Below are 22,643 nucleotides of genomic sequence, written 5' to 3'. Positions count from 1 at the left end.
AGCCGCTGCGAACAACCACAGGATAGTCGAATGGAAGATCTGAATGTAGTAGATGGTATCAATCATGCCGGAGGATGGCTGGTACGCAACCAGGCGCTGCTGCTAAGCTATGCGGTTAACATTGTCGCCGCTGTTGCGATTATCTTTATCGGGATGATCGTTGCCCGCGTCATCTCCAGAACCCTGAACAAAGTTCTGCGTGCCCGTCATATTGATGCCACCGTAGCAGACTTTCTCTCCGCACTGATACGTTATGCCATTATTGCCTTTACGCTTATTGCGGCGCTGGGAAGAGTCGGCGTACAAACCGCTTCGGTCATTGCCGTACTGGGCGCCGCAGGTCTGGCCGTGGGTCTGGCACTTCAGGGATCGCTGTCAAACCTGGCGGCTGGCGTGCTGCTGGTAACCTTCCGTCCGTTCCGCACCGGCGAATTTATTGATATCGGCGTGATGGGTACGGTACAGAGCGTACAGATTTTCTCCACCACGCTGAAAACAGGTGATGGTAAAGTCGTTGTCGTGCCAAACGGCAAAATTATTGCCGGCAATATTGTTAACTACTCTCGCGAACCTAACCGCCGCAACGAATTCATCATTGGTGTGGCCTACGACGCGGATGTGGATAAAGTCATTGCGCTGCTGCGTGAAGTCGTTGAGGCCGACAGCCGCGTTCTGCAGGACATGGGCGTGCAGATTGGCCTGAACGAACTGGCCGCCTCCTCGCTTAACTTTGTGGTGCGCTGCTGGAGCAGTGCGGGCGACCTGCAAAACGTTTACTGGGATCTGATGAAGAACTTTAAGCGGACGCTGGATGCGAACGGCATTGGTATTCCTTATCCGCAGATGGATGTTCACCTGCATCAGGCTAAAGCGCCTGAGGCTGATCCTTCTGCGCCAGTCGGTAGCCCTTCCAGGGCGTAATAACCCGTCATTATAAAGGCGGAAACCTGAATAACGGCCCGGCGGTTGTTCAGCACTTTCCGCCTTTACTTTTCCTCTGATTATTAGCCAGGCTAATAAACAATTAGAATTTTAAATTTTAACTACTAATCCCCGGCAGATACACTCGCCTCACTTTTTACTGCTGAGGTGTAACGTATGATCGCGCTCTTCTTCCAGGGTATGGCGCTTGGCGCGGCTTTAATCCTGCCGCTGGGGCCACAAAATGCCTTTGTATTACAGCAGGGCGTACGTCGTCATTATCCACTGATGGTTGCCGGGCTTTGTACGCTCAGCGATATTATTCTGATCTGTGGTGGCGTATTTGGTGGCAGCGCGCTCCTGTCACAATCAACTCTGCTGCTCAGCCTGGTGACGTGGGGCGGCGTACTTTTCCTGCTGTGGTATGGCTGGGGCGCTCTGCGCAGCACCCTGAGCGGGACCATTGACTCTGCTCAGGCTATGCCCGCAAAACAGGGGCGCTGGCGCATCATCAGTACGATGATCGCCGTCACATGGCTAAACCCCCATGTCTATATCGACACCTTTGTGATGTTAGGCAGCCTGGGAGGCCAGCTGCCGCCCGCCGCGCGCGGCTGGTTCGCTCTGGGATCGATTACGGCTTCAACCCTCTGGTTTTTTGGGCTGGCGCTGCTGGCAAGCTGGCTCTCACCGCGGCTGAACACGCCCCGAGCGCAGCGCATCATTAACCTCCTTGTCGGGCTGGTGATGTGGCTTATTGCGCTCAGGCTGGCACAACAGGCGTCAGGCAGCGGTTAGCCAGGCGCTCTCACCCTGGGGGCAGTCTCTGCTATTCCGATCTGTCATGAACTTAGTGCAGGAACTGACGTCAAAGTCAGGTCAACAAAAAGCAGCTAAAATAAGGCTGTTGATGTTATCCGCATAATTTGCCGCAGCCTGACGGTAACCGGCAGGCTGACTGAATAGCCCCCACGGAGGAACCTGGTGAAGCTTACTAAATTGGCGCTGGCCGCCATTATTGGATTAGGTACTATTCCCCTTGCTGCACTGGCAGATGAACTGCCAAATGGCCCGCACGTTGTTACCTCTGGCCAGTCCAGCATTGACGCCACCCCCGATATTGCCACGCTGGCCATTGAAGTGAACGTCTCGTCAAAAGATGCCGCAGACGCTAAAAAGCAGGCTGACGAACGTGTTGCGCAGTATTTTGATTTCCTGCAGAAGAAAGGCATTGATAAGAAGGATATCAGCGCCGCTAACCTGCGTACCCAGCCAGAGTATGATTATCTGAAAGACGGTAAATCGGTACTGAAAGGGTATCGCGCCGTACGTCAGGTCCAGGTCACGTTACGTCAGCTGGATAAGCTCAATTCACTGCTGGACGGTGCGCTAAAAGCGGGCCTGACTGAGATCCGCTCCGTAGATCTGGGCGTGGCGAATCCGGAAACCTACCGTGAGAAAGCGCGTCAGGCGGCGATTGAAAACGCCACCCAGCAGGCTGGTGCGCTGGCGCAGGGCTTTAACGCTAAGCTCGGGCCGGTTTACAGCATCCGCTACCATGTTGCTAACTACCAGCCAATGCCAATGGCCCGCATGTTAAAAGCCACCAGTGCTGCACCCATGACTTCGGCAGAGCAGACCTACGAACAGCAGACGATTCACTTTGACGATCAGGTTGACGTGGTATTTGAACTTCAGCGCGCGCCCTGAAGGCTGCTGAGCGCGATACCCCCCGCAGTTATCTCAGCCGCGCCGACGCCTCCCCTGTGGGGGCGCATCGGCGCGGCTTTTCGTTATGCGCTCTGACGCAATACCCGATGACCGTGTGATATCAGCGCGTCCGTTACCTTGCGCATCAGGCGGCTTTCCGGTGCGAAACGGTGCCAGTAAAGCATCCGACGTTGAAACAGACCGGGCGTCAGGTCAATCAGCTCCCCCTCTGCCAGCTCACGCTCAATTTGCAGATGCGGGATCATGCAGCAGGTGGTTCCCTGACGGGCAAGCTGAACGAAGGCCTCAGAGGAGTTCACGATATGGCAGGGGACGCTACCCGGCGATAAATCAAAATTCTGCTGTAAAAATGCCTGATGCATATCATCCAGGTGGTCAAAAGCCACGGCCGGGGCTTTGAGCAGGGCCGATCGCGTCACGCCGTTAGGGAAATAACGGGCAGCGAAGTCTTTAGAGCCCACGAACAGATAATCGAGCGCGCCAAGCTGGTCAATCAGGCAGCTGGGCAGGGGTTGTGGCTGAATACTGACCGCGCCGACCACTTCACCACGACGCAGCCTTTCCTGAGTACGGCTCTCATCTTCCACCTGTAAATTCAGGCGAACCGGAGAGTCGGTTAATACCGTTTTTAATGCAGGTAAAAGCCAGGTTGCCAGGCTGTCGGCGTTGACCGCCAGCGACAGCAGAAGCGGGGTAGTGCCGCCATTTTCATCGCCCAGCCACTCCTTTTCCAGTAGCTCAACCTGATGAAGCAGCGCCAGCAGCTTCTGTCCCTGTTCGGTGGGGCGCGGTGGCACGGTGCGAACCAGCAGCGGTTGACCAAACATATTTTCCAGCTGCTTAATACGCTGGGAAACAGCGGACTGGGTAATACAAAGCTTTTGTGCCGCACGCTCAAAACCGCGCTCGCGAATAACTGCATCCAGCGCCTGAAGCGTACGATAATCCGGGCGTTTCATTGTTCGTTTGACTCTCTTTCAGGTGAGGATTCAGCACTATGCCACACTTTTTCTCGCTTTCCCTGCGCAATAACGTGCTTAACCTTCCGTCTGTTTGTGGGCTGTCTTCCAGAGTGACAACAAATGCGCTATTTTCTGCGGGTGTTGTTTTATACTACGCGCACACAGTATCAGTACGGATTCTAAACATATTATGACGCAGGATGAACTGAAAAAGGCGGTCGGCTGGGCCGCACTGAAATACGTCCAGCCGGGAACCATTGTTGGCGTAGGGACGGGATCTACCGCCGCTCATTTTATCGAGGCGCTCGGGTCTGTCCGGCACCAGATTGAAGGGGCCGTATCCAGCTCCGATGCCTCTACCGCGTTATTAAAAGCCCTGGGGATACCGGTTTTCGATCTGAACGAGGTTGACTCCCTGGCGGTGTACGTCGACGGCGCAGATGAAATTAATGCTTCGCTCCAGATGATTAAAGGCGGCGGTGCTGCGCTTACCCGTGAAAAAATTATTGCCGCCGTAGCCGAAAAATTTATCTGCATCGCTGACAGCTCCAAACAGGTAGACATATTGGGTCATTTCCCACTGCCGGTTGAGGTTATCCCTATGGCGCGCAGCTATGTGGCGCGTGAACTGGTCAAGCTGGGTGGGCTGCCGGAATACCGTCAGCATGTTCTGACTGATAACGGTAATGATATTCTGGATGTGCATAATCTTAAGATTATGGATGCCGTCGCGCTGGAAAAGGCAATAAATGCTCTTCCCGGCGTCGTCACCGTAGGGCTGTTTGCTGCGCGCGGTGCCGATATCGCCTTAATCGGCACGCCTGAGGGCGTAAAAACCCTTAAGGGATGATCTGACCTGCGCCTTCGGGCGCGGGATAATTTTAGTCAAAAAACATCTTTTCTTTCAGACCTGGAAATATAGTGACTTATGTCACATAACCTCCACAGGTCGGCCGATCGCACTGGTGAGAGGCTTAACGCCGTGATTATCTGCCAGATTGCTCCCTGTTGCGTCGCTGCCGTGCTGTCAGGCGGGCAATCGTTTGTATTGCCGCAGGCGTAGATTTTGATACTTTGACAGAAGGCTGCCTTATATCTGATAAATATCGCGAGGTCAGCCCCTTCTGAAGTCTGATAAATAGGGTCGGGAAATGGCAAAAGTATCACTGGAGAAAGATAAGATTAAGTTCCTGCTGGTGGAAGGAGTACACCAGAGCGCGATCGATAATCTGCGCGCGTCAGGCTATACCAACATCGAATTTCATAAGGGCGCGCTGGACAGTGAGTCGCTGAAAGCCTCCGTTCGTGATGCGCACTTTATCGGTATCCGCTCACGCACGCATCTTAGCGAAGAGATCTTTGCTGCGGCCGAAAGGCTGGTGGCGGTGGGCTGTTTCTGCATTGGAACCAATCAGGTTGACCTGAATGCGGCAGCGAAGCGTGGGATCCCGGTTTTTAACGCGCCTTTCTCCAATACCCGATCCGTTGCTGAACTGGTTATCGGTGAATTGCTGCTGATGCTTCGCGGCGTACCTATGGCCAATGCCAAAGCCCACCGGGGCGTATGGAATAAGCTGGCGGCGGGTTCCTATGAGGCGCGCGGCAAGAAGCTGGGTATCATTGGCTACGGTCATATTGGTATGCAGCTTGGCGTGCTGGCGGAAAGCCTGGGGATGCACGTCTATTTCTACGACATTGAAAACAAGCTGCCGTTGGGTAATGCCACGCAGGTGCGTTACCTGTCCGAACTGCTGAATATGAGCGACGTGGTCAGTCTGCACGTGCCGGAAACGGCGTCGACGCAGAATATGATGGGGCCAGAGGAGCTGGCGATGATGAAGCCAGGCTCGCTGCTGATCAATGCCTCTCGCGGAACGGTGGTAGATATTCCTGCACTGTGTAAGGTGCTGGCCGACAAGCACCTGGCCGGGGCAGCGATTGACGTCTTTCCTGAAGAGCCTGCGACTAACAGCGATCCGTTCAATTCCCCGCTTTGCGAATTTGATAACGTGATCCTGACGCCGCATATTGGCGGCTCAACGCAGGAAGCGCAGGAAAATATCGGTGTTGAAGTCGCGGGCAAGCTGGCAAAATACTCTGACAACGGTTCAACGCTCTCAGCGGTTAACTTCCCGGAAGTGTCACTGCCGATGCACGGCGAGCAGAGTCGTTTGCTGCATATTCATGAAAACCGTCCAGGCATTTTAACGGCAATTAACAATATTTTTGCCGGACAGGGCATCAACATCGCCGCTCAGTATCTGCAAACCACACCGCAGATGGGCTATGTGGTGATTGATATCGACGCCTCTCAGGACGTTGCGAATACCGCACTTCAGCTGATGAAGGCGATCCCCGGCACCATCCGTGCCCGTCTGCTTTACTGATAATTGACTTGTCCGTCCGCTTTCCCCGAGGGCAGCACCCCTGCTGCCCTCGACTCGCTTTGCAATATGGCGAAGGATTTCCTGTCACGCTCGATCAGCGCAATGTAAAAGGAGCAGGCGGGCACCATCCGTTGGCCACAGCCCTGAGCATTAAGCGCATCGAATATAACCCACGGACGACAGCACGGAGCCTCAGCGTTGATCGGTATATCCAGGGTCACTCACCGGGTTGGTGTACTGACCTGATCCACTTCAAGCGGCGCATTCCACTGCCAAATCCTTGAAGGCGTAATGATTACCGGCAGCGGCACGTCCCAATCTGCTGCAGGTAGCGCCTCCACCTGCTGACAATCGTGAGCCAGCCCTACCGGTAACAACCCATGCTGCTGCCAGTTCTGCAGCGTCCGGTCGTAAAAGCCGCCACCCATACCCAGCCTTTGCCCCAGGGCATCAAATGCCACCAGCGGCACCATCAGCACATCCAGTTCGCTCAGCGTGGCCAGATTGCGAATATCCAGCGGCGGCTCGGGAATACCCAGGCGATTAGGCGTGAGCGGCGTGCTGGGCTCATAGCGAATAAACAGCAGCTGGCCTGCCGAAAATGGATGCAGAACCGGAAGATAAACCTGTTTACCGCGCCGCCTCAGTTCGGCTGTCAGCGGTTGTGTGCTGAGTTCTCCGTCAAAAGAGAGGAAAAGTGCGACCTTATTGGCCTGCTTTACCGGCGCAAAATTTATCGCGCGGGTAGCGGCCTGATGAGCTGCATTGAGCTGCTGCTCTGTTGTCAGGCTACGCCGCAGATGTCGAACGCGCGTGCGGATCTCCTGGCGAGTGGAAAGCCTTATATTCATAAACATCACCCTGCTGAGTGGGGGGGCGAAAGCGGATTATTTACGGGCCGATGGCAGAAATGACTTCACATCACTGGCACTGGTTAAACCCTAATCCATCAGGATTCTGCCACAGGAATAGCAAAACAACGACCCCGGTCGGGATAACAGTCCTCTCAGTACATCATCGGCTGGTCTGGAGGCAAAGGATCTTTGCATTGCCTTTGATTCTGGCAGGTAGAGCCACGGCTGATCGATTTTTCTTCTCTACCGAGGATCCTTATCATTAGCGACCTGGAAATAATGCGAGGCAGTTTCTGAAATTCTAATCTGAATGAAAGCTGCTTTTGCTTGCGATAACAGGATGCAGCTCATCAAGGGGGCGGCCCACAAGTCGCTGATGCCGGGAACAGACAAGGCTACTCCCGTCACTGACCGGCACGCCGGATCTGAATAGTTTTCACATATTGCGCAACCGGGGTAAGCAACAAACGGGGCAGTAAGACGCACGACTATGCAGGAAGGATAAACGATCAGGTTTTAGTTTATCGCTAAAGATGCCTTAGCAGAAAAGGCCTTATGTAGCCGGGGGATGAAAACGTCGCCCGTTCAAACGCGAAACGGGGTAAAACAGGGTATCTCCGAGATGCCGCCGCAGGCTGTAACCCTTGAACCCTTGGTTCAAGGTGAGTATGCCGTCGCAACCATCAGGCTTCTCGGACGGACCGAGCTTGCACACAGGTTACAGAGCGTCACACTCTGTTGGTATTAAATATCGGCTCAGGGGACTGGCCCGCTTGCAAACATCTCAGAGAATTTTTTACTTCACCGTCACTGTATCACAGTAAACGATGAGGTGTTATTCGAACTTTGGACCGCTACGTTCTGTAATGCGACCCTGCTCAAGCAGTGCCTGTTCAATGGTCTGCTGCAACATACGGATACGTTGCTCCATGTTGCTGGCATAGTCGCGGGTTTTCCCTTTTTCCTGCGCCAGCTCATGACAAACATTTAACGCGGCAATAAAAACCAGCTGCTCGGTATTTGTGACTCTAGTGCGAACTTTTAAATCTTGCAACCGCTGATTGAGGTCTTCGGCAGCCAGATTCAGCGCATCTTGCTGTTCAGGCGGACAATTTACTCGTAAAGAACGGCCAAAAATTTGTAAATCTACGGGTTGTGCAGACATGCCACCATCCTGAATGATTACTGCGCCGCCAATCTCTATACCACTCAATGGGTTGAGAGGGGCGCCACTATAACTACCCCTAACAGAAGAAACAACCCCTTTCTGGAATCGTTGAGGCACCTGGTGGTAGCATACCACGAACTCATCCAGCCAACGACGATCAAAACGTATGCCACTAACAAACACAATGCCGGGCTATGACCAGCTGGCCTCAGTACTGACGCAGCAGGGTGTGGGAATGACGCCTGCTGAAATGCACGGTCTGATCAGCGGAATGATCTGCGGGGGTAACAATGACACCAGCTGGAAAGCGCTGGTGCATGATCTGACCAATGAGGGAATGGCTTTCTCTCAGTCGCTTGCTCTGCCGCTTCAGCAGCTGCACCAGGGCATTGTTGACGCGCTGGAGGAGGAGGGCTTTCTGTTTCAGCTTTACCTGCCTGAGGACGATGATATCACCGTCTTTGACCGCGCCGATGCGCTGGCTGGCTGGGTCAATCATTTCCTGTTGGGGCTGGGCGTTTCTCAGCCTAAGCTGGACAAAGTCACCGGGGAAACGGGCGAAGCGATTGACGACCTGCGCACTATCGCCCAGCTGGGCTACGATGAAGACGAAGATCAGGAAGAGCTGGAGCAGTCGCTGGAGGAGGTGATCGAATACGTTCGCGTTGCCGCTCTGCTCTGCCATGACACCTTCACTCACGTGGTTCCGACCGCCGTGGAAGTAAAAAAACCGACTCTGCACTAAAGGGCTGATCCAGTGAGTGCAGAGTGCAAGCGGGTTACGCAACAACGTGCAGCGGTATGACGCGCAATGATTTAGCGCACGGTGACCCATCAGGATTGCCCCCAGGAGAGCTAATGATACAGCAAGAGTTCGTTCGTCGCCGGCAGGCACTGCTGGCTAAAATGGCACCCGCCAGCGCGGCACTAATTTTCGCTGCGCCGGAGGCGACCCGCAGTAATGACAGCGAGTATCCTTACCGTCAGAACAGTGATTTTTGGTACTTCACCGGCTTTAACGAACCGGAAGCGGTACTGGTGCTGATTAAAAGCGCCGAAAACCATAGTCACAGCGTGCTGTTCAATCGCGTACGCGATCTCACGGCGGAAATCTGGTTCGGTCGCCGTCTGGGTCAGGATGCGGCACCGGCAGCGTTGTCCGTTGACCGTGCGCTCCCCTGGGACGCTATCAGCGAGCAGCTGCCCCAGCTGCTAAACGGGCTGGATGTGGTCTACCATGCGCAGGGGCTTTACCCCACCGCCGACAGCCTGCTGTTTGCCGCACTGGAAACGTTGCGTAACGGTGCGCGGCAGAACCTTTTTGCCCCGGCAACGCTTACGGACTGGCGCCCCTGGGTCCATGAAATGCGCCTGATTAAGTCCCCCGAAGAGCAGGCGCTGCTGCGTGAGGCCGGACGTATCAGCGCCCTGGCGCATACCCGTGCGATGCAGGCCTGTCGGCCAGGCATGTTTGAGTATCAGCTGGAGGGAGAAATCCATCACGAATTCAATCGTCACGGTGCGCGCTATCCCTCCTACAACACGATTGTGGGGGCAGGTGAAAACGGCTGTATTCTGCACTACACCGAAAATGAGAGCCGTATGCGCGATGGCGATTTGGTGCTGATCGATGCTGGCTGTGAATATCAGGGCTATGCCGGAGATATCACCCGCACCTTCCCGGTGAATGGTAAGTTCTCAGCGCCGCAGCGTGCCATTTACGACATTGTGCTGGCATCACTTAATACGGCGCTGAGGCTGTTTCGCCCCGGTACCAGCATCCGCGAAGTCAATGCACAGGTTGTACGTATTATGGTGAGCGGGCTGGTCCGGCTTGGCGTGTTGGAAGGAGACATCGACACCCTGATTGAAGAGCAGGCACATCGACAATTCTTTATGCACGGCCTGAGCCACTGGCTGGGACTGGACGTCCATGACGTCGGGTTCTACGGGACCGATCGTGACCGCGTACTTGAGCCCGGCATGGTGATTACCATTGAGCCTGGGCTCTATATCGCGCCCGACGCCGACGTGCCAGCGGAATATCGCGGCATCGGCATCCGCATTGAGGATGATGTTATTATCACCGCAGAGGGGAATGAAAACCTTACCGCAGGCGTGGTGAAAGAAGCAGACGAGATTGAGGCCCTGATGGCGGCAGCGAAAGCACAATGAGCATTATTATTGCGGGCGGAGGCATGGCTGGCGCAACCCTGGCGCTGGCCATTTCGTCTCTCACTCAGGGAAACGTGGCGGTCACGCTGGTCGAGGCCAGCGAACCGGGGGCACGTGCGCATCCCGGCTATGATGGCCGCGCCATCGCCGTCGCGGATGGCACCTGCCAGCAGCTGGCAGCCATTAATTTGTGGCCCGTGCTGAAACCCTGCGCCACGGCGATCACTCACGTTCACGTCAGCGATCGCGGCCATGCGGCCTTTGTGTCGCTGGATGCGGCCGATTATGACATCGGGGCGCTGGGGCAGGTGGTCGAACTGCATGAGGTTGGGCAGCGGCTGTTTACCCTGCTGCAAAAGGCCCCCGGCGTTCGCCTTTGCTGTCCGGCCAAAGTGGCCGCCATTTCACGCTCGCAGACAAGCATCAGCGTGACGCTGGATAACGGCGAAAGTCTGGAGGCCCGGCTGCTGGTCGCGGCAGACGGATCGCACTCTTCCGTCGCCGCGGCCTGCGGCATACAGTGGCAGCAGCAGGATTATCAGCAGGTCGCCGTAATCGCTAACGTCTCTACGGAGCAGCCCCATCAGGGAAGGGCCTGGGAGCGTTTCACCGAGCATGGCCCGCTGGCGCTCCTGCCGATGTCGGCGGGACGCAGCTCGCTGGTCTGGTGTCATCCGCTGGCGGATAAGCCGCAGGTTGACGCCTGGAGCGACACGCGTTTTCTGTCTGAATTGCAGCGCGCTTTTGGCTGGCGGCTGGGCCGCTTTACCCAGGTTGGCCAGCGTCACAGCTACCCGCTGCGGCTTCAGGCCGCTTCTCAGCACACCTCACACCGGCTGGCTCTGGTGGGTAATGCGGCGCAGACTCTGCACCCTATTGCCGGACAGGGATTTAATTTAGGCCTGCGCGACGTTATGTCGCTGGCGGAGACGGTTGCCGCCGCCTGGCGCACCGGCCAGGATGTCGGAAGCTATGCCACGCTGCAACAGTATCAGCAGCGCCGTCAGCCGGATGCCAGAGCGACCATCGGTATTACCGATGCGCTGGTCAGGCTGTTTGCTAACCGTTATACGCCACTGGTGGCAGGGCGTAATCTGGGTTTACTGGCGATGGATTCTGTCCCGCTGATGCGAAATTTGCTGGCCGAGCGCACGTTGGGCTGGGTTAAGCGTTAAGGAGAAAGCTGTTATGCAAACGTATGATGTTATCGTCGCCGGTGGCGGAATGGTCGGTCTTGCCGTCGCCTGTGGCCTGCACGGCAGCGGATTAAGCATTGCCGTGCTGGAGCGTGAGGCACCCGTCGCTCAGGCGGCAGATGCGCAGCCCGCCCTCAGGGTGTCGGCGATTAACGCCGCCAGCGAGCGCCTGCTTCAGCATCTGGACGTCTGGTCTGCCATCCTGGCGGCAGGGGCCAGCCCCTATCACGGCATGGAAGTCTGGGACCGCGACAGCTTTGGTCGTATTGAATTTGATGATGTCCATCAGGGGCTGCCCCACCTTGGGCACATTGGTGAAAACCGGGTTATTCATCAGGCCCTGTGGCAAAAAGCCAGCGAGCTAAACGACGTCACGATCGTTTCGCCAGCGGAACTTCAGCAGGTGGCATTTGGTGACAATGAGGCCTTTGTCACCCTGGCCGACGGCACGATGATGAGCGCGAGACTGCTGGTGGCGGCAGACGGAGCGAACTCCTGGCTGCGTAATAAAGCGGATATTCCGCTGGCGTTCTGGGACTACGAGCATCATGCGCTGGTCGCCAATATCCGTACCGAACAGCCGCATGGCAGCGTTGCCCGACAGGTGTTTCACGGCGAAGGTATTCTGGCCTTTCTGCCGCTCAGCGACCCCACGCTCTGTTCGATTGTCTGGTCGGTCAGTCCGCAGGAGGCCACCCGTCTGCAATCCATGCCGGAAGCCGTGTTTAATCAACAGCTTTCGGTCGCCTTCGATCTGCGGCTGGGCCTGTGCACGCTAGAGAGTGAGCGCAAAACCTTTCCGCTGATGGGGCGCTACGCGCGTAATTTCGCGGCGCACCGCCTGGCGCTGGTCGGTGATGCGGCCCATACCATCCATCCGCTGGCCGGGCAGGGCGTCAATCTCGGCTTTATGGATGCGGCGGAGCTTATCGGGGAGGTTAAGCGTCTGCATCAGCAGGGGAAAGATATCGGGCAGCACCTCTATTTGCGCCGCTACGAGCGCAGTCGCAAACACAGCGCGGCGATGATGCTTGCCGGCATGCAGGGGTTTCGCGAACTTTTTGACGGCAATAATCCGGCGAAGAAGCTGCTGCGTGATATCGGGTTAAGCCTGGCGGATAACCTGCCCGGCGTAAAACCCCGTTTGCTGAAGCAGGCAATGGGGCTTAACGATCTGCCGGAGTGGCTGCGCTAAATCCACGCGGCAAGATCGTTGCCGCGTACTGCTTCATTGATCTGTTGTAGCTCTGGCAGCGTTGCGTTTTCTATCCTGATACCCTCATCCTTCAGCAGCGCCGTAAGCCTGTGCTGAAATCTGCTCAGCTGTTGTGCATCGAGATAGCGCGCCCGGGTGTTTTGTGCAGCTTTATCCCGGGCGGCGGGATTAATCCTGATCAACGTCTGGCCGGGCAGGGGGACATCTTTTGCCAGAGAAGCCAGACTCAGCGTTGCCAAGTCTTCCAGACTGCGCAGCTCGATCTCTTTTAATTTCCCCCCTTTAGCGGATCCGCTGAGCGGATGATTTTCATTCTGGTAGCTGTAGTTTTTGATGTTTTTACTCAGCGTGCCGCTGATGGCGTGCGTCTTAAGCCCCTCAATTTTGCCGAAGCCGAACACCATCGGCACAACGTTCCCCTTATTGATCAGCGCTAGTAGCGGCGTATTACCCTGCTCCAGCTGGCTCCTCAGCCTGTTGCCTGCCTCCATCAGCAGGGATCTCAGTGCTTCGCCGCTATATGACTGTGGGCTGCTGTTCGGTGAATGAAGCGTAATGGATTCAGGAAATTTCAGCAGGCTGGCGCTGTTTTCAAATGGCGTAGCGCGGAAGGCGGCCGGATTACGGTTACGCGAGACGTTCAGAAGACTTTGCAACCATCGGGCAACCGCCTCGTCCACCGTTTCGCCGTCATTGACCGGTAGCCTGAGGGAATTACCGCTGCTGGTGAGTGCTGCCCCGCTGGCCAGATGCCGATCGATGGCCTGCGTCATTCGATGCTGAAAGGCACGTGAAGCCGCATTACTGCTCTGCATTCCCTCGCCCCGGGCATAGACACGGGCTTTACTGCGGAAGTCTTTCCGGGTCACGCTGTCTGACGGCTGCTCGGGCGTACGATCTGAGAAGAAGATGCGACCTTCGAGTGATTGCGTCCCGCCTTTGGCATCATTGATGCCGCCCTTCAGCTCGCCGGAGGCGAGGATCTCAAACCCCCACGGAGACCCGTGCAGCGCTTCGGGTTTGGTATAGCCTTGCGGTGCCCCAGGATTCATTGACGACAGCAGCGCGCCGTGCAGATGTTCGCGCAGTTGCTGATCGATGGATCGTCTTCTTGCCAGCAGATCGACAGGAGACTGCCGTGCGTTATCCAGCTGGTTTGGTCGGTGGCCCTCCTGCCTGAGTCGCTCAATCTGAGCGACATCCTGTTGTTCAACGGCCTGATGGAGCGCGAGCGTATTAACCGTAGAAGGGAGTGATTTAATACCCATGTCTGGCGACCCTGAGAAGTATGCATCCGATTAAGTGTCACATCGGGGTCGAATGTTCCCGTGCCGCCGCTTCATTTGAAATAAACTAATTTTACCGCTCTGTTCGCATTAGTTTTTTTAATGTCATGGGGTTCAAGAAGGAGCATGAATTCATCCCAATCGGGCAAAAAACCTGTTTTCAGCCTGCCTGTAAACCGATGAATTGCGGTTTATGTGCGCATTCGCGCAGTTTTCTGGTCAGAAGTTCTGGAAAATCCTTCCGGCTCTGAGAGAACGTTAAACCCATTCGACCTCATTTTACTTATGGTTAATGGCGCGGTTCGGTGGTAACGTCAAAGCCAGGTTATCGTTTGCGTCCGGCCTTAATCCGCCCGGATCAGACGCCTGAAAACTTGCATCTGCACAGGAAAACTATGACCCAGCACACTCCCTTGTTTGAACAGCATCAGGCCTGTGGTGCGCGAATGGTCGACTTTCACGGCTGGATGATGCCGCTGCATTACGGCTCTCAACTTGAAGAGCACCACGCGGTGCGAACCGATGCGGGAATGTTTGATGTCTCGCACATGACCATCGTCGATCTGTGCGGCGCACGCTGCCGGGAATTCCTCCGCTATCTGCTGGCCAATGATGTCGCTAAGCTGACCCAGCCGGGCAAGGCACTCTACAGCGCCATGCTGAACGCCTCCGGTGGCGTGATAGACGATCTGATTGTTTACTTTATAAAGGATGATGCCTTCCGGCTGGTGGTGAACTCTGCCACGCGTGAAAAAGATCTCGTCTGGATAACCGAACACGCGAAGCCTTACGGCATAGCGCTAACGGTGCGTGACGATCTCTCTCTGATTGCCGTACAGGGACCGGAAGCACAGCGCAAAGCGCAGACGCTTTTCACTGATGCCCAACGTCAGGCCGTGGCGGGGATGAAACCCTTTTTTGCCGTGCAGGCGGACGCTCTCTTTATTGCCACCACCGGCTATACCGGTGAGGCGGGCTATGAAATCGCTCTGCCTTACGCGCAGGCAGCGGCATTCTGGCAGGGGCTGCTGGAGGCTGGCGTGAAGCCCGCCGGGCTGGGCGCGCGTGACACGCTGCGTCTGGAGGCGGGCATGAACCTCTATGGGCAGGAGATGGATGAAGGCGTCTCGCCGCTGGCCGCGAATATGGGCTGGACCCTGGCCTGGCAGCCAGCTGAACGAAATTTTATTGGCCGTGATGCGCTTGAGGCGCAGCGTGAAAGAGGCACAGAACAGCTTGTCGGGCTGGTGATGACAGAGAAAGGCGTGCTGCGTAATGGCCAGCCGGTTCACTTTACCGATGAGGCCGGTAACCTCAAAGAGGGCACCATCACCAGCGGGTCGTTCTCGCCAACGCTTGGGTGCAGCATTGCCCTCGCGCGCGTTCCGACCGGGATCGGCGAGCGGGCGATCGTTCAGATCCGCAGCCGTGAAATGCCGGTTAAGGTGACCAAACCCGTTTTTGTTCGCGCCGGTAAGCCGGTTGCATAATATCCGATCACTTCCAGATTGCAGGAGAGCAGCGCGATGAGCAATGTGCCACATGAACTGAAATACCGCGACAGCCACGAATGGGTGCGTAAAGAAGCCGACGGCACCTTTACCGTGGGCATTACCGAACATGCTCAGGAGCTGCTGGGCGATATGGTATTTGTCGACCTGCCGGCGCCCGGCGCCACTTTCAGCCAGGGTGACGAATGCGCCGTGGCGGAATCGGTTAAGGCGGCTTCCGACATTTATGCGCCGATTGATGGTGAGATTATTGAGGTTAACAGCACCCTTGACGGCGAGCCGGAGCGGGTCAACAGTGACCCCTACGCCGGGGGCTGGCTGTTTAAAATGCGCGCCAGCGATGCGTCACAATTTGATGCACTGCTTGACGCCGATGCCTATAAAACCAGCATCGACGAATAGATCGTGATCCGCGTGGGCGAATGCTATTTCGCCCTGCCCGCATCTCTGACCAGGCGGCGGGGGACGAGTAAGGGTCTCCCCGCCTCTCACTTCCCGACTCAGGATCCTCCGCTCATGACGCAGACCCTCAGCCAGCTTGAACACACCGGCGCGTTTATCGAACGCCATATTGGCCCTTCGCAGGCGCAGCAGGCGGCGATGCTGAATGCTATCGGTTCCCGCTCTCTTTCTGAACTGATCGGCTCCATCGTCCCTGCCGATATCCAGCTGCCCGGCCCGCCCGCCGTGGGGGATGCCCTCACCGAGCATCAGGCGCTGGCGGAGCTAAAAGCGATTGCCAGCCAGAATCTGCGTTATACCTCCTATATCGGCATGGGCTATACGCCGGTGCTGACTCCGCCGGTTATTCTGCGCAATATGCTGGAAAATCCGGGGTGGTACACGGCCTATACGCCCTACCAGCCGGAGGTGTCACAGGGACGTCTGGAGGCGCTGCTCAACTTTCAGCAGGTCACGCTGGATCTGACCGGCCTGGATATTGCGTCCGCTTCGCTGCTGGATGAGGCGACCGCCGCCGCTGAGGCGATGGCGATGTCAAAGCGCATCAGCAAGCTCAAATCGGCTAACCGTTTTTTTGTTGCTGAGGATATTCATCCGCAGACGCTGGACGTGGTGCGCACCCGTGCCGAAACCTTTGGCTTTGAGGTGCTGGTAGATAAGGCCGACAGGGTGCGGGATCACGAGAATATTTTTGGCGTACTGCTTCAGCAGGTGGGAACGACCGGCGAAGTGCATGACTATGCCAGACTGACTGACCAGCTAAAACAGCGCGGCATTATTGTCAGCGTGGCAGCCGATTTTATGGCGCTGCTTCTGCTGCAGGCACCGGGGAGCCAGGGCGCGGATATTGTCTTTGGTTCAGCGCAGCGCTTCGGCGTACCTATGGGCTACGGTGGCCCCCATGCGGCCTTTTTCGCCACGCGGGAGGAGCATAAACGCTCGATGCCGGGCCGCATTATCGGCGTCTCACGCGATGCCGCGGGTAATACCGCGCTGCGCATGGCGATGCAAACCCGTGAGCAGCACATTCGCCGCGAGAAAGCCAACTCAAATATCTGTACGTCGCAGGTGCTGCTGGCGAATATCGCCAGCCTCTATGCGGTTTTCCACGGGCCAGAGGGGCTGAAGCGCATCGCCTCACGCATCCATCGCCTGACGGATATCCTTGCCGCCGGGCTGCAGCGTGGCGGGCTGACCCTGCGGCATCGCACCTGGTTTGACACTCTGACCGTCGAGGTTACCGACAAAGCCGCGGTACTGGATCGTGCGCTCAGCTTTGGCGTCAACCTGCGAACGGATATCCATAATGCGGTCGGCATCACCCTGAGCGAAGCAACCTCCCGCGATGACGTGAGCATCCTGTTCTCTATTCTGCTCGGTGAACATCACGCGCAGGATATTGATGCGCTGGATAGTATCGTCAGCGACCCGAGCCACTCCCTGCCACCCGCGCTGCTGCGCCAGACGCCGGTTCTGACGCATCCGGTGTTCAATCGTCATCACAGCGAAACCGAGATGATGCGCTATATGCATAGCCTGGCGCGTAAGGATCTGGCGCTCAATCAGGCCATGATCCCGCTCGGCTCCTGCACCATGAAGCTGAATGCCGCCGCAGAAATGATCCCGATTACCTGGCCTGAATTTTCCGAACTGCACCCGTTTTGTCCGGCGGATCAGGCGGGCGGCTACCTGCAAATGATCGGCCAGCTGTCGCAGTGGCTGGTGCAGCTAACCGGCTATGATGCGCTCTGTATGCAGCCGAACTCCGGGGCGCAGGGGGAATATGCGGGTCTGCTGGCGATCCGCCGCTATCATGAAAGCCGCAATGAACCGGGCCGCACCTTCTGCCTGATCCCCGCATCGGCGCACGGCACCAATCCCGCTTCTGCACAGATGGCCGGTATGTCGGTGGTGGTGGTGGCCTGCGACAGGCAGGGCAATATTGACCTGCACGATCTGCGGGCAAAGGCAGAGCAGGCCGGTGATGCGCTCTCCTGTATTATGGTCACCTATCCCTCCACTCACGGCGTGTATGAAGAGACTATACGTGAAGTCTGTCAGATCGTTCACCAGCATGGCGGGCAGGTCTATCTTGACGGGGCGAATATGAATGCCCAGGTGGGGATCACCACGCCGGGCTATATTGGCGCGGATGTGTCACACCTTAACCTGCACAAAACCTTCTGCATCCCTCATGGCGGAGGCGGGCCGGGAATGGGGCCGATTGGCGTCAAAGCGCACCTTGCGCCCTTCGTACCGGGACATAGCGTGGTACAGATTGACGACATACTCACGCAGCAGGGGGCCGTCTCCGCCGCGCCTTTTGGCAGCGCATCTATTCTGCCCATCAGCTGGATGTATATCCGTATGATGGGGGCGGAAGGATTAAAGCAGGCAAGCTCGGTCGCCATCCTCAACGCTAACTATATCGCCACCCGGCTGCAGTCTGCCTTTCCGATCCTCTATGCCGGACGCGATGGCCGCGTGGCGCACGAATGCATCCTGGATATTCGTCCCCTGAAGGAGCAGACCGGCATCGGCGAACTGGATATCGCTAAGCGTCTGATTGACTATGGTTTTCACGCACCGACCATGTCCTTTCCGGTCAGCGGTACGCTGATGGTGGAGCCGACGGAATCGGAGAGCAAGGGGGAACTGGACCGCTTTATTGATGCGATGCTGGCTATTCGGATGGAGATAGATCGCGTTGCCGGAGGCGAATGGCCGGCTGACGATAATCCACTGGTCAATGCCCCGCATACGCAGATGGAAATAGTGGGCGAATGGACGCATCCCTATACCCGTGAGCTGGCGGTATTCCCGGCCGGCAGTCACAACAAATACTGGCCCACGGTTAAGCGGCTGGACGACGTTTACGGCGATCGCAATCTGTTCTGCTCCTGCGTTCCGCTAAGCGAATACGAGTAGCCTTCCGCGTGGGTCAGCGTTTATAAGGGCGCCCCGGTGCCCTTTTTTACAGGAGAAGCATGATGAAAACGGCATTAGTGACCGGCGGCAGCCGGGGTATTGGCCGGGCGACGTCGCTGCTACTGGCGCAGCGGGGCTATCAGGTTGCAGTGAACTACCATCAACGTGCAGCGGCGGCGGAAGACGTTGTGACACTGATTCAGCAGCAGGGCGGTCAGGCCTTTAGCGTGCAGGCGGATATTGCGGATGAGGCGCAGGTCGTGGCTATGTTCCAGCGCCTGGATACGCTGGGTTGCCACCTCAGCGCGCTGGTCAACAACGCTGGCATCCTGTTTCAGCAGTCCCGTATTGAACAGCTCACTGCCGAGCGCATAAACCGGGTTCTCGCCACCAATGTTACCGGTCCTTTCCTGTGCTGTCGCGAAGCAGTGAAAAGAATGGGATGGCATCATGGAGGGCAGGGCGGCGCGATTGTGAATGTCTCTTCTGCCGCCGCCCGACTGGGGGCGCCGGAGGAATATGTCGATTATGCCGCGTCAAAAGGGGCAATGGATACGCTGACAAAAGGGCTTTCGCTTGAGGTGGCAGCACAGGGAATTCGCGTCAACGGCGTTCGTCCCGGCTTTATCTATACTGCAATGCATGCCGACGGCGGCGAGCCTGGCCGCGTCGACCGCCTGGCGGCAGCTATACCTATGCAGCGGGGTGGACAACCAGAAGAGATCGCGCAGGCGATACTCTGGCTGCTCAGCGATGAGGCTTCCTACATTACCGGCAGCATCATTGACGCTGCCGGCGGTCGATAAAACCCGGCGTTACAGCTTTTCACCATTGCTGGCGATCACCTGCTGATACCAGGTAAAACTTTTCTTCCTGGCGCGGTTGAGCGTACCGCTGCCATCGTCATTTTTATCCACGTAGATAAACCCGTAGCGCTTACTGTACTGGCCGGTGGTGAAAGAGACGCAGTCAATACAGCCCCAGGGGGTGTAGCCCATCAGTTCGACACCGTCATAGCAGACCGCCAGCTTCATCTGCTCAATATGCGCCTGCAAATAGGCGATGCGGTAGTCGTCGTTAATCGATCCATCCGCCCCGACGTTATCAATCGCCCCGAAACCGTTTTCGACAATAAATAGCGGCTTTTGATAGCGTTCATAAAGGGTGGCCAGGCTGTATCTCAGCCCAACCGGATCGATTTGCCAGCCCCAGTCGGAGGCTTTTACATGCGGATTGGGTACGCTGCCCGCAAAGCCCGACACCGCGCTGCCGCTGCCCTGCGCGTGAGCCTGCACCGCATTGCTCATGTAATAGCTCAGGCCGATATAGTCCGCACAGCCCTCGCGAAGCGTTCGGGTATCCTCCGGCAGCATGGCAATGTCATAGCCCTTGCGCGCCCATTCGTTGAGTATGTAAGCAGGGTAATATCCGCGCATATGGACGTCGCTAAACAGGAAGCGCTCACGCATCGCTTCCTGCACGAACATCACATCCTCGGGGTGGCAGGACCAGGGGTAGAGCGGCACCATGGCGATCATGCAGCCGATCTGCATCGCAGGATTGATGTTATGTCCCAGCCTGACCACCTGCGCGCTGGCGACAAACTGATGGTGCAGCACCTGAAACATCGCCTGTTCGGGATTATCCTGGTCGGTAAATACCACGCCTGAGCAGCAATAGCCGAATAGCGGATACTGCCAGTTACGCTGGTTATTGATCTCGTTAAAGGTCATCCAGTATTTAACTTTATTCCTGTAGCGCTCCATGACGACCTCACTGAAGCGAACAAAGAAATCCACGACGTTGCGATTCAGCCAGCCGCCATACGCCTTCACCAGGTGATTTGGCATCTCAAAATGCGACAGGGTAATAACCGGCTCAATGTTGTATTTCAGCAGCTCATCGAACAGATCGTCGTAGAACTGTAGCCCGGCCTCGTTAGGCTCATGCTCATCCCCGTTAGGGAAGATCCGCGTCCAGGCAATGGAGGTGCGAAAGCATTTAAACCCCATCTCAGCGAAGAGGGCCACGTCCTCTTTATAGCGGGAATAGAAATCAACCGCCTGATGATTAGGGTAGCTGTAGCCCGCCTGTACGCCGTCGGTTATGACGCGGTCAACGCCATGCGCGCCGCCGGAAAGGACATCTGCAATGCTGACGCCTTTTCCACCCTGGTCCCAGCCGCCCTCAACCTGATGCGCGGCTACCGCGCCGCCCCAGAGGAAGCCTTCAGGCAACTGCTGTTTGCTGGTCATTACTCTCATCCTTTGTGGTAAATGTAGCCTGAGGGCCGGCTATTATTGCAGCCAGCCCTTACGTTGAGCCTCAATAAGATGCCCTTGCAGATGGTTCCATAGTGCGGGCCACTGCTCTGCCAGCGCAACGTTGCGGGCCAGTACCTGTTCGAGCCGAATACCATTCTCTTTCCAGCTCTGGCCCTGATTATGCAGATTCTGAATAATCGGCAGGGCGCGATCCAGCATATTGGCAAAGCGGGCATCAACGCTTTCGCCGGCTTCATATTCGTCCCAAAGCGCCCGGAAACGCTGCTGTAATGCGGCGGGCAGCAGGCCGAACAGACGATCGGCAGCGGCGACCTCCTGGTGTGAAATGGCTTCGCGGGCCGCAAGGTCATAGACCATGACGTCTCCTGCATCGATCTCCACCACGTCGTGCAGCAGCGCCATCTGTACAACACGCTGCACGTCAGTTCCCCCCTCAAAAAAGGGGGCCAGACTCATGGCGGCCACGGCCAGATGCCAGCTGTGCTCCGCTGAGTTTTCATGGCGGGAGTTGCCAATAAGCCGGGTGCGGCGTTCGACACGTTTAAGCTTATCCAGCTCCATCAGAAAATCCATGACCTGCGTCATTGGCCCGAAATCGACACTGTTTACCTGTTCAGACATCACTCACCTCGTCGTTCCCTGAAGGGAAAAAAATTGCCTGCCATTGTAAGGGAAACGTTTGCGTTTTACCTTCCAGAAAATGTGTTACAGGCATTCACAGTTTAATAAAGGTTACAGTTGTACTCTGAAATCATTCTCAGCTAAGCTAAAAATGCTCAATTTTCGGGCATACCAGTGAGTGTATACGTGGACAGGTAGCATTAGCTGCAATGTGACGGCACTGCAGAGCAGACTGTAAGCCCGGCTCAGCATCTGAAAAACAGGACGATATGACAGGTAAAACATTTTTAGCGCAGGGCTATTCCCTGGCGGAAGAAGTCGCCAACAGTATCAGTCACGGCATTGGTTTTATTTTTGGCATTATTGGGCTGGTGCTGATGCTCACGGAGGCGAACGCCAGCCAGGCAGACAGCATAGCAATTATCAGCTACAGCCTTTACGGCGGCAGTATGATCCTGCTGTTTCTGGCCTCGACCCTGTATCACGCCATTCCCCATCCGACCGCCAAACTCTGGCTGCAAAAGCTGGACCACTGCGCCATCTATCTGCTGATCGCCGGAACCTACACGCCTTTTCTGATGGTCGGACTGAAATCGCCGCTGGCACACGGGCTGATGGTGATTATCTGGAGCCTGGCGCTGCTTGGGGTGTTGTTTAAGCTGGTGTTTATCAATCGCTTTGAGGCGCTGTCGGTTATTACCTATCTGCTGATGGGCTGGCTGTCGCTGATTGTGGTTTATCAGCTGGCGCTGAAGCTGCCGGCGGGCGGCATAGGGCTACTGGCGGCGGGGGGAATAATCTATTCGCTGGGCGTAATTTTCTATAGCTCGAAGCGCATCCCTTATAACCATGCTATCTGGCACGGATTTGTGCTCGGTGGCAGCGTTTGCCACTTTCTGGCGATCTACCTGTACGTGATGTGATACAGGGGCCGTGCGGC

At 56.4% G+C, this 22,643-nt stretch carries 20 protein-coding genes and 1 other RNA gene; 14 read left to right on the top strand and 7 right to left on the bottom strand.

All coding sequences use genetic code 11. From position 1 onward, the window contains the following. Positions 1–30 precede the first annotated feature (30 nt). From mscS to ACLRGG_RS01605, 3 genes are all read left to right on the top strand, one after another. Entirely contained in the window at positions 31–921 is an 891-nt protein-coding gene (mscS, locus tag ACLRGG_RS01615) for a small-conductance mechanosensitive channel MscS (protein ID WP_416248113.1), read from the top strand. Positions 922–1,098: 177 nt separating this feature from the next. Beyond that, positions 1,099–1,719 (top strand): arginine exporter ArgO, encoded by a 621-nt coding sequence (gene argO, locus ACLRGG_RS01610; protein ID WP_416248112.1) that lies wholly within the window; start codon positions 1,099–1,101, stop codon positions 1,717–1,719. A 186-nt stretch (positions 1,720–1,905) separates the two neighbouring features. After that, the gene (locus tag ACLRGG_RS01605) at positions 1,906–2,631 is read left to right on the top strand and encodes an oxidative stress defense protein (protein ID WP_416248111.1); all 726 of its coding nucleotides are present in this window, start codon (positions 1,906–1,908) and stop codon (positions 2,629–2,631) included. A gap of 83 nt (positions 2,632–2,714) precedes the next feature. Here the strand turns inward: ACLRGG_RS01605 and ACLRGG_RS01600 are convergent, their stop codons facing one another. Beyond that, complete coding sequence (locus ACLRGG_RS01600) at positions 2,715–3,611, bottom strand: LysR family transcriptional regulator ArgP (protein WP_416248110.1); 897 nt, start codon at positions 3,609–3,611, stop codon at positions 2,715–2,717. A 193-nt stretch (positions 3,612–3,804) separates the two neighbouring features. Between ACLRGG_RS01600 and rpiA the strand changes: the two genes are divergently transcribed. Next, positions 3,805–4,464: a ribose-5-phosphate isomerase RpiA gene (gene rpiA / locus ACLRGG_RS01595; protein WP_416248109.1), complete on the top strand. Its 660-nt coding sequence runs from the start codon at positions 3,805–3,807 to the stop codon at positions 4,462–4,464. A gap of 301 nt (positions 4,465–4,765) precedes the next feature. Further along, entirely contained in the window at positions 4,766–6,001 is a 1,236-nt protein-coding gene (gene serA / locus ACLRGG_RS01590; RefSeq protein WP_416248108.1) for a phosphoglycerate dehydrogenase, read from the top strand. Between the two features lie 221 nt (positions 6,002–6,222). Here the strand turns inward: serA and ACLRGG_RS01585 are convergent, their stop codons facing one another. The 3 genes from ACLRGG_RS01585 to zapA all read right to left on the bottom strand — a co-directional run bounded on the left by ACLRGG_RS01585 (position 6,223) and on the right by zapA (position 8,020). After that, entirely contained in the window at positions 6,223–6,852 is a 630-nt protein-coding gene (locus tag ACLRGG_RS01585; RefSeq protein ID WP_416248107.1) for a 5-formyltetrahydrofolate cyclo-ligase, read from the bottom strand. Positions 6,853–7,465: 613 nt separating this feature from the next. Then, positions 7,466–7,649: non-coding RNA, 6S RNA (gene ssrS / locus ACLRGG_RS01580), on the bottom strand. Between the two features lie 41 nt (positions 7,650–7,690). Then, entirely contained in the window at positions 7,691–8,020 is a 330-nt protein-coding gene (gene zapA, locus ACLRGG_RS01575; RefSeq protein ID WP_416248106.1) for a cell division protein ZapA, read from the bottom strand. A 169-nt stretch (positions 8,021–8,189) separates the two neighbouring features. Between zapA and ACLRGG_RS01570 the strand changes: the two genes are divergently transcribed. The 4 genes from ACLRGG_RS01570 (at position 8,190) to ubiI (ending at position 12,589) form a co-directional block, all read left to right on the top strand. After that, positions 8,190–8,768 (top strand): YecA/YgfB family protein, encoded by a 579-nt coding sequence (locus ACLRGG_RS01570; protein WP_416248105.1) that lies wholly within the window; start codon positions 8,190–8,192, stop codon positions 8,766–8,768. Between the two features lie 113 nt (positions 8,769–8,881). Further along, entirely contained in the window at positions 8,882–10,198 is a 1,317-nt protein-coding gene (pepP, locus tag ACLRGG_RS01565) for a Xaa-Pro aminopeptidase (protein ID WP_416248104.1), read from the top strand. Next, entirely contained in the window at positions 10,195–11,373 is a 1,179-nt protein-coding gene (gene ubiH / locus ACLRGG_RS01560) for a 2-octaprenyl-6-methoxyphenyl hydroxylase (protein WP_416248103.1), read from the top strand. Before pepP ends, ubiH begins: the two co-directional genes overlap by 4 nt. 13 nt (positions 11,374–11,386) lie before the next feature. Beyond that, on the top strand, positions 11,387–12,589 hold the full coding sequence (gene ubiI / locus ACLRGG_RS01555; protein ID WP_416248102.1) for an FAD-dependent 2-octaprenylphenol hydroxylase: 1,203 nt from the start codon (positions 11,387–11,389) through the stop codon (positions 12,587–12,589). Here ubiI and ACLRGG_RS01550 read toward each other — a convergent pair. After that, a complete protein-coding gene (locus ACLRGG_RS01550) occupies positions 12,586–13,878 on the bottom strand; it encodes a hypothetical protein (RefSeq protein WP_416248101.1) in 1,293 nt (430 codons plus the stop codon). The genes ubiI and ACLRGG_RS01550 overlap by 4 nt on opposite strands. A gap of 413 nt (positions 13,879–14,291) precedes the next feature. Between ACLRGG_RS01550 and gcvT the strand changes: the two genes are divergently transcribed. The 4 genes from gcvT (at position 14,292) to ACLRGG_RS01530 (ending at position 19,603) form a co-directional block, all read left to right on the top strand. Then, a complete protein-coding gene (gcvT, locus tag ACLRGG_RS01545; RefSeq protein ID WP_416248100.1) occupies positions 14,292–15,386 on the top strand; it encodes a glycine cleavage system aminomethyltransferase GcvT in 1,095 nt (364 codons plus the stop codon). Between the two features lie 36 nt (positions 15,387–15,422). Then, positions 15,423–15,809: a glycine cleavage system protein GcvH gene (gene gcvH, locus ACLRGG_RS01540; RefSeq protein WP_416248099.1), complete on the top strand. Its 387-nt coding sequence runs from the start codon at positions 15,423–15,425 to the stop codon at positions 15,807–15,809. Positions 15,810–15,923: 114 nt separating this feature from the next. Then, positions 15,924–18,797 carry an aminomethyl-transferring glycine dehydrogenase gene (gene gcvP / locus ACLRGG_RS01535; protein ID WP_416248098.1) on the top strand — a complete coding sequence of 958 codons (2,874 nt, stop codon included), beginning with the start codon at positions 15,924–15,926 and terminating at the stop codon, positions 18,795–18,797. A 62-nt stretch (positions 18,798–18,859) separates the two neighbouring features. After that, a complete protein-coding gene (locus ACLRGG_RS01530) occupies positions 18,860–19,603 on the top strand; it encodes an SDR family oxidoreductase (protein ID WP_416248097.1) in 744 nt (247 codons plus the stop codon). 9 nt (positions 19,604–19,612) lie between these two features. Here the strand turns inward: ACLRGG_RS01530 and ACLRGG_RS01525 are convergent, their stop codons facing one another. After that, positions 19,613–21,052: a 6-phospho-beta-glucosidase gene (locus ACLRGG_RS01525; protein ID WP_416248096.1), complete on the bottom strand. Its 1,440-nt coding sequence runs from the start codon at positions 21,050–21,052 to the stop codon at positions 19,613–19,615. A gap of 42 nt (positions 21,053–21,094) precedes the next feature. After that, complete coding sequence (locus ACLRGG_RS01520) at positions 21,095–21,703, bottom strand: HD domain-containing protein (RefSeq protein WP_416248095.1); 609 nt, start codon at positions 21,701–21,703, stop codon at positions 21,095–21,097. A gap of 269 nt (positions 21,704–21,972) precedes the next feature. Here ACLRGG_RS01520 and trhA point away from each other — a divergent pair, with 269 nt between their 5' ends. After that, complete coding sequence (trhA, locus tag ACLRGG_RS01515; protein WP_416248094.1) at positions 21,973–22,626, top strand: PAQR family membrane homeostasis protein TrhA; 654 nt, start codon at positions 21,973–21,975, stop codon at positions 22,624–22,626. The last annotated feature ends 17 nt before the right edge of the window (positions 22,627–22,643 follow it).

The organism is Erwinia sp. PPS120, assembly GCF_047918655.1.
In the GTDB taxonomy this organism is placed as follows: Bacteria; Pseudomonadota; Gammaproteobacteria; order Enterobacterales; family Enterobacteriaceae; genus Erwinia; species Erwinia tasmaniensis_A.
This window is presented reverse-complemented; position numbering and strand designations above follow the sequence as displayed.

Coding starts and splice junctions, on each gene's coding strand:
- gcvP (WP_416248098.1), top strand. CDS start 15,924: ATGACGCAGACCCTCAGCCAGCTTGAACACACCGGCGCGTTTATCGAA.
- ubiH (WP_416248103.1), top strand. CDS start 10,195: ATGAGCATTATTATTGCGGGCGGAGGCATGGCTGGCGCAACCCTGGCG.
- ubiI (WP_416248102.1), top strand. CDS start 11,387: ATGCAAACGTATGATGTTATCGTCGCCGGTGGCGGAATGGTCGGTCTT.
- serA (WP_416248108.1), top strand. CDS start 4,766: ATGGCAAAAGTATCACTGGAGAAAGATAAGATTAAGTTCCTGCTGGTG.
- mscS (WP_416248113.1), top strand. CDS start 31: ATGGAAGATCTGAATGTAGTAGATGGTATCAATCATGCCGGAGGATGG.
- rpiA (WP_416248109.1), top strand. CDS start 3,805: ATGACGCAGGATGAACTGAAAAAGGCGGTCGGCTGGGCCGCACTGAAA.
- ACLRGG_RS01585 (WP_416248107.1), bottom strand. CDS start 6,852: ATGAATATAAGGCTTTCCACTCGCCAGGAGATCCGCACGCGCGTTCGA.
- ACLRGG_RS01570 (WP_416248105.1), top strand. CDS start 8,190: ATGCCACTAACAAACACAATGCCGGGCTATGACCAGCTGGCCTCAGTA.
- gcvH (WP_416248099.1), top strand. CDS start 15,423: ATGAGCAATGTGCCACATGAACTGAAATACCGCGACAGCCACGAATGG.
- argO (WP_416248112.1), top strand. CDS start 1,099: ATGATCGCGCTCTTCTTCCAGGGTATGGCGCTTGGCGCGGCTTTAATC.
- ACLRGG_RS01520 (WP_416248095.1), bottom strand. CDS start 21,703: ATGTCTGAACAGGTAAACAGTGTCGATTTCGGGCCAATGACGCAGGTC.
- ACLRGG_RS01525 (WP_416248096.1), bottom strand. CDS start 21,052: ATGACCAGCAAACAGCAGTTGCCTGAAGGCTTCCTCTGGGGCGGCGCG.
- gcvT (WP_416248100.1), top strand. CDS start 14,292: ATGACCCAGCACACTCCCTTGTTTGAACAGCATCAGGCCTGTGGTGCG.
- trhA (WP_416248094.1), top strand. CDS start 21,973: ATGACAGGTAAAACATTTTTAGCGCAGGGCTATTCCCTGGCGGAAGAA.
- zapA (WP_416248106.1), bottom strand. CDS start 8,020: ATGTCTGCACAACCCGTAGATTTACAAATTTTTGGCCGTTCTTTACGA.
- ACLRGG_RS01530 (WP_416248097.1), top strand. CDS start 18,860: ATGAAAACGGCATTAGTGACCGGCGGCAGCCGGGGTATTGGCCGGGCG.
- ACLRGG_RS01600 (WP_416248110.1), bottom strand. CDS start 3,611: ATGAAACGCCCGGATTATCGTACGCTTCAGGCGCTGGATGCAGTTATT.
- ACLRGG_RS01550 (WP_416248101.1), bottom strand. CDS start 13,878: ATGGGTATTAAATCACTCCCTTCTACGGTTAATACGCTCGCGCTCCAT.
- pepP (WP_416248104.1), top strand. CDS start 8,882: ATGATACAGCAAGAGTTCGTTCGTCGCCGGCAGGCACTGCTGGCTAAA.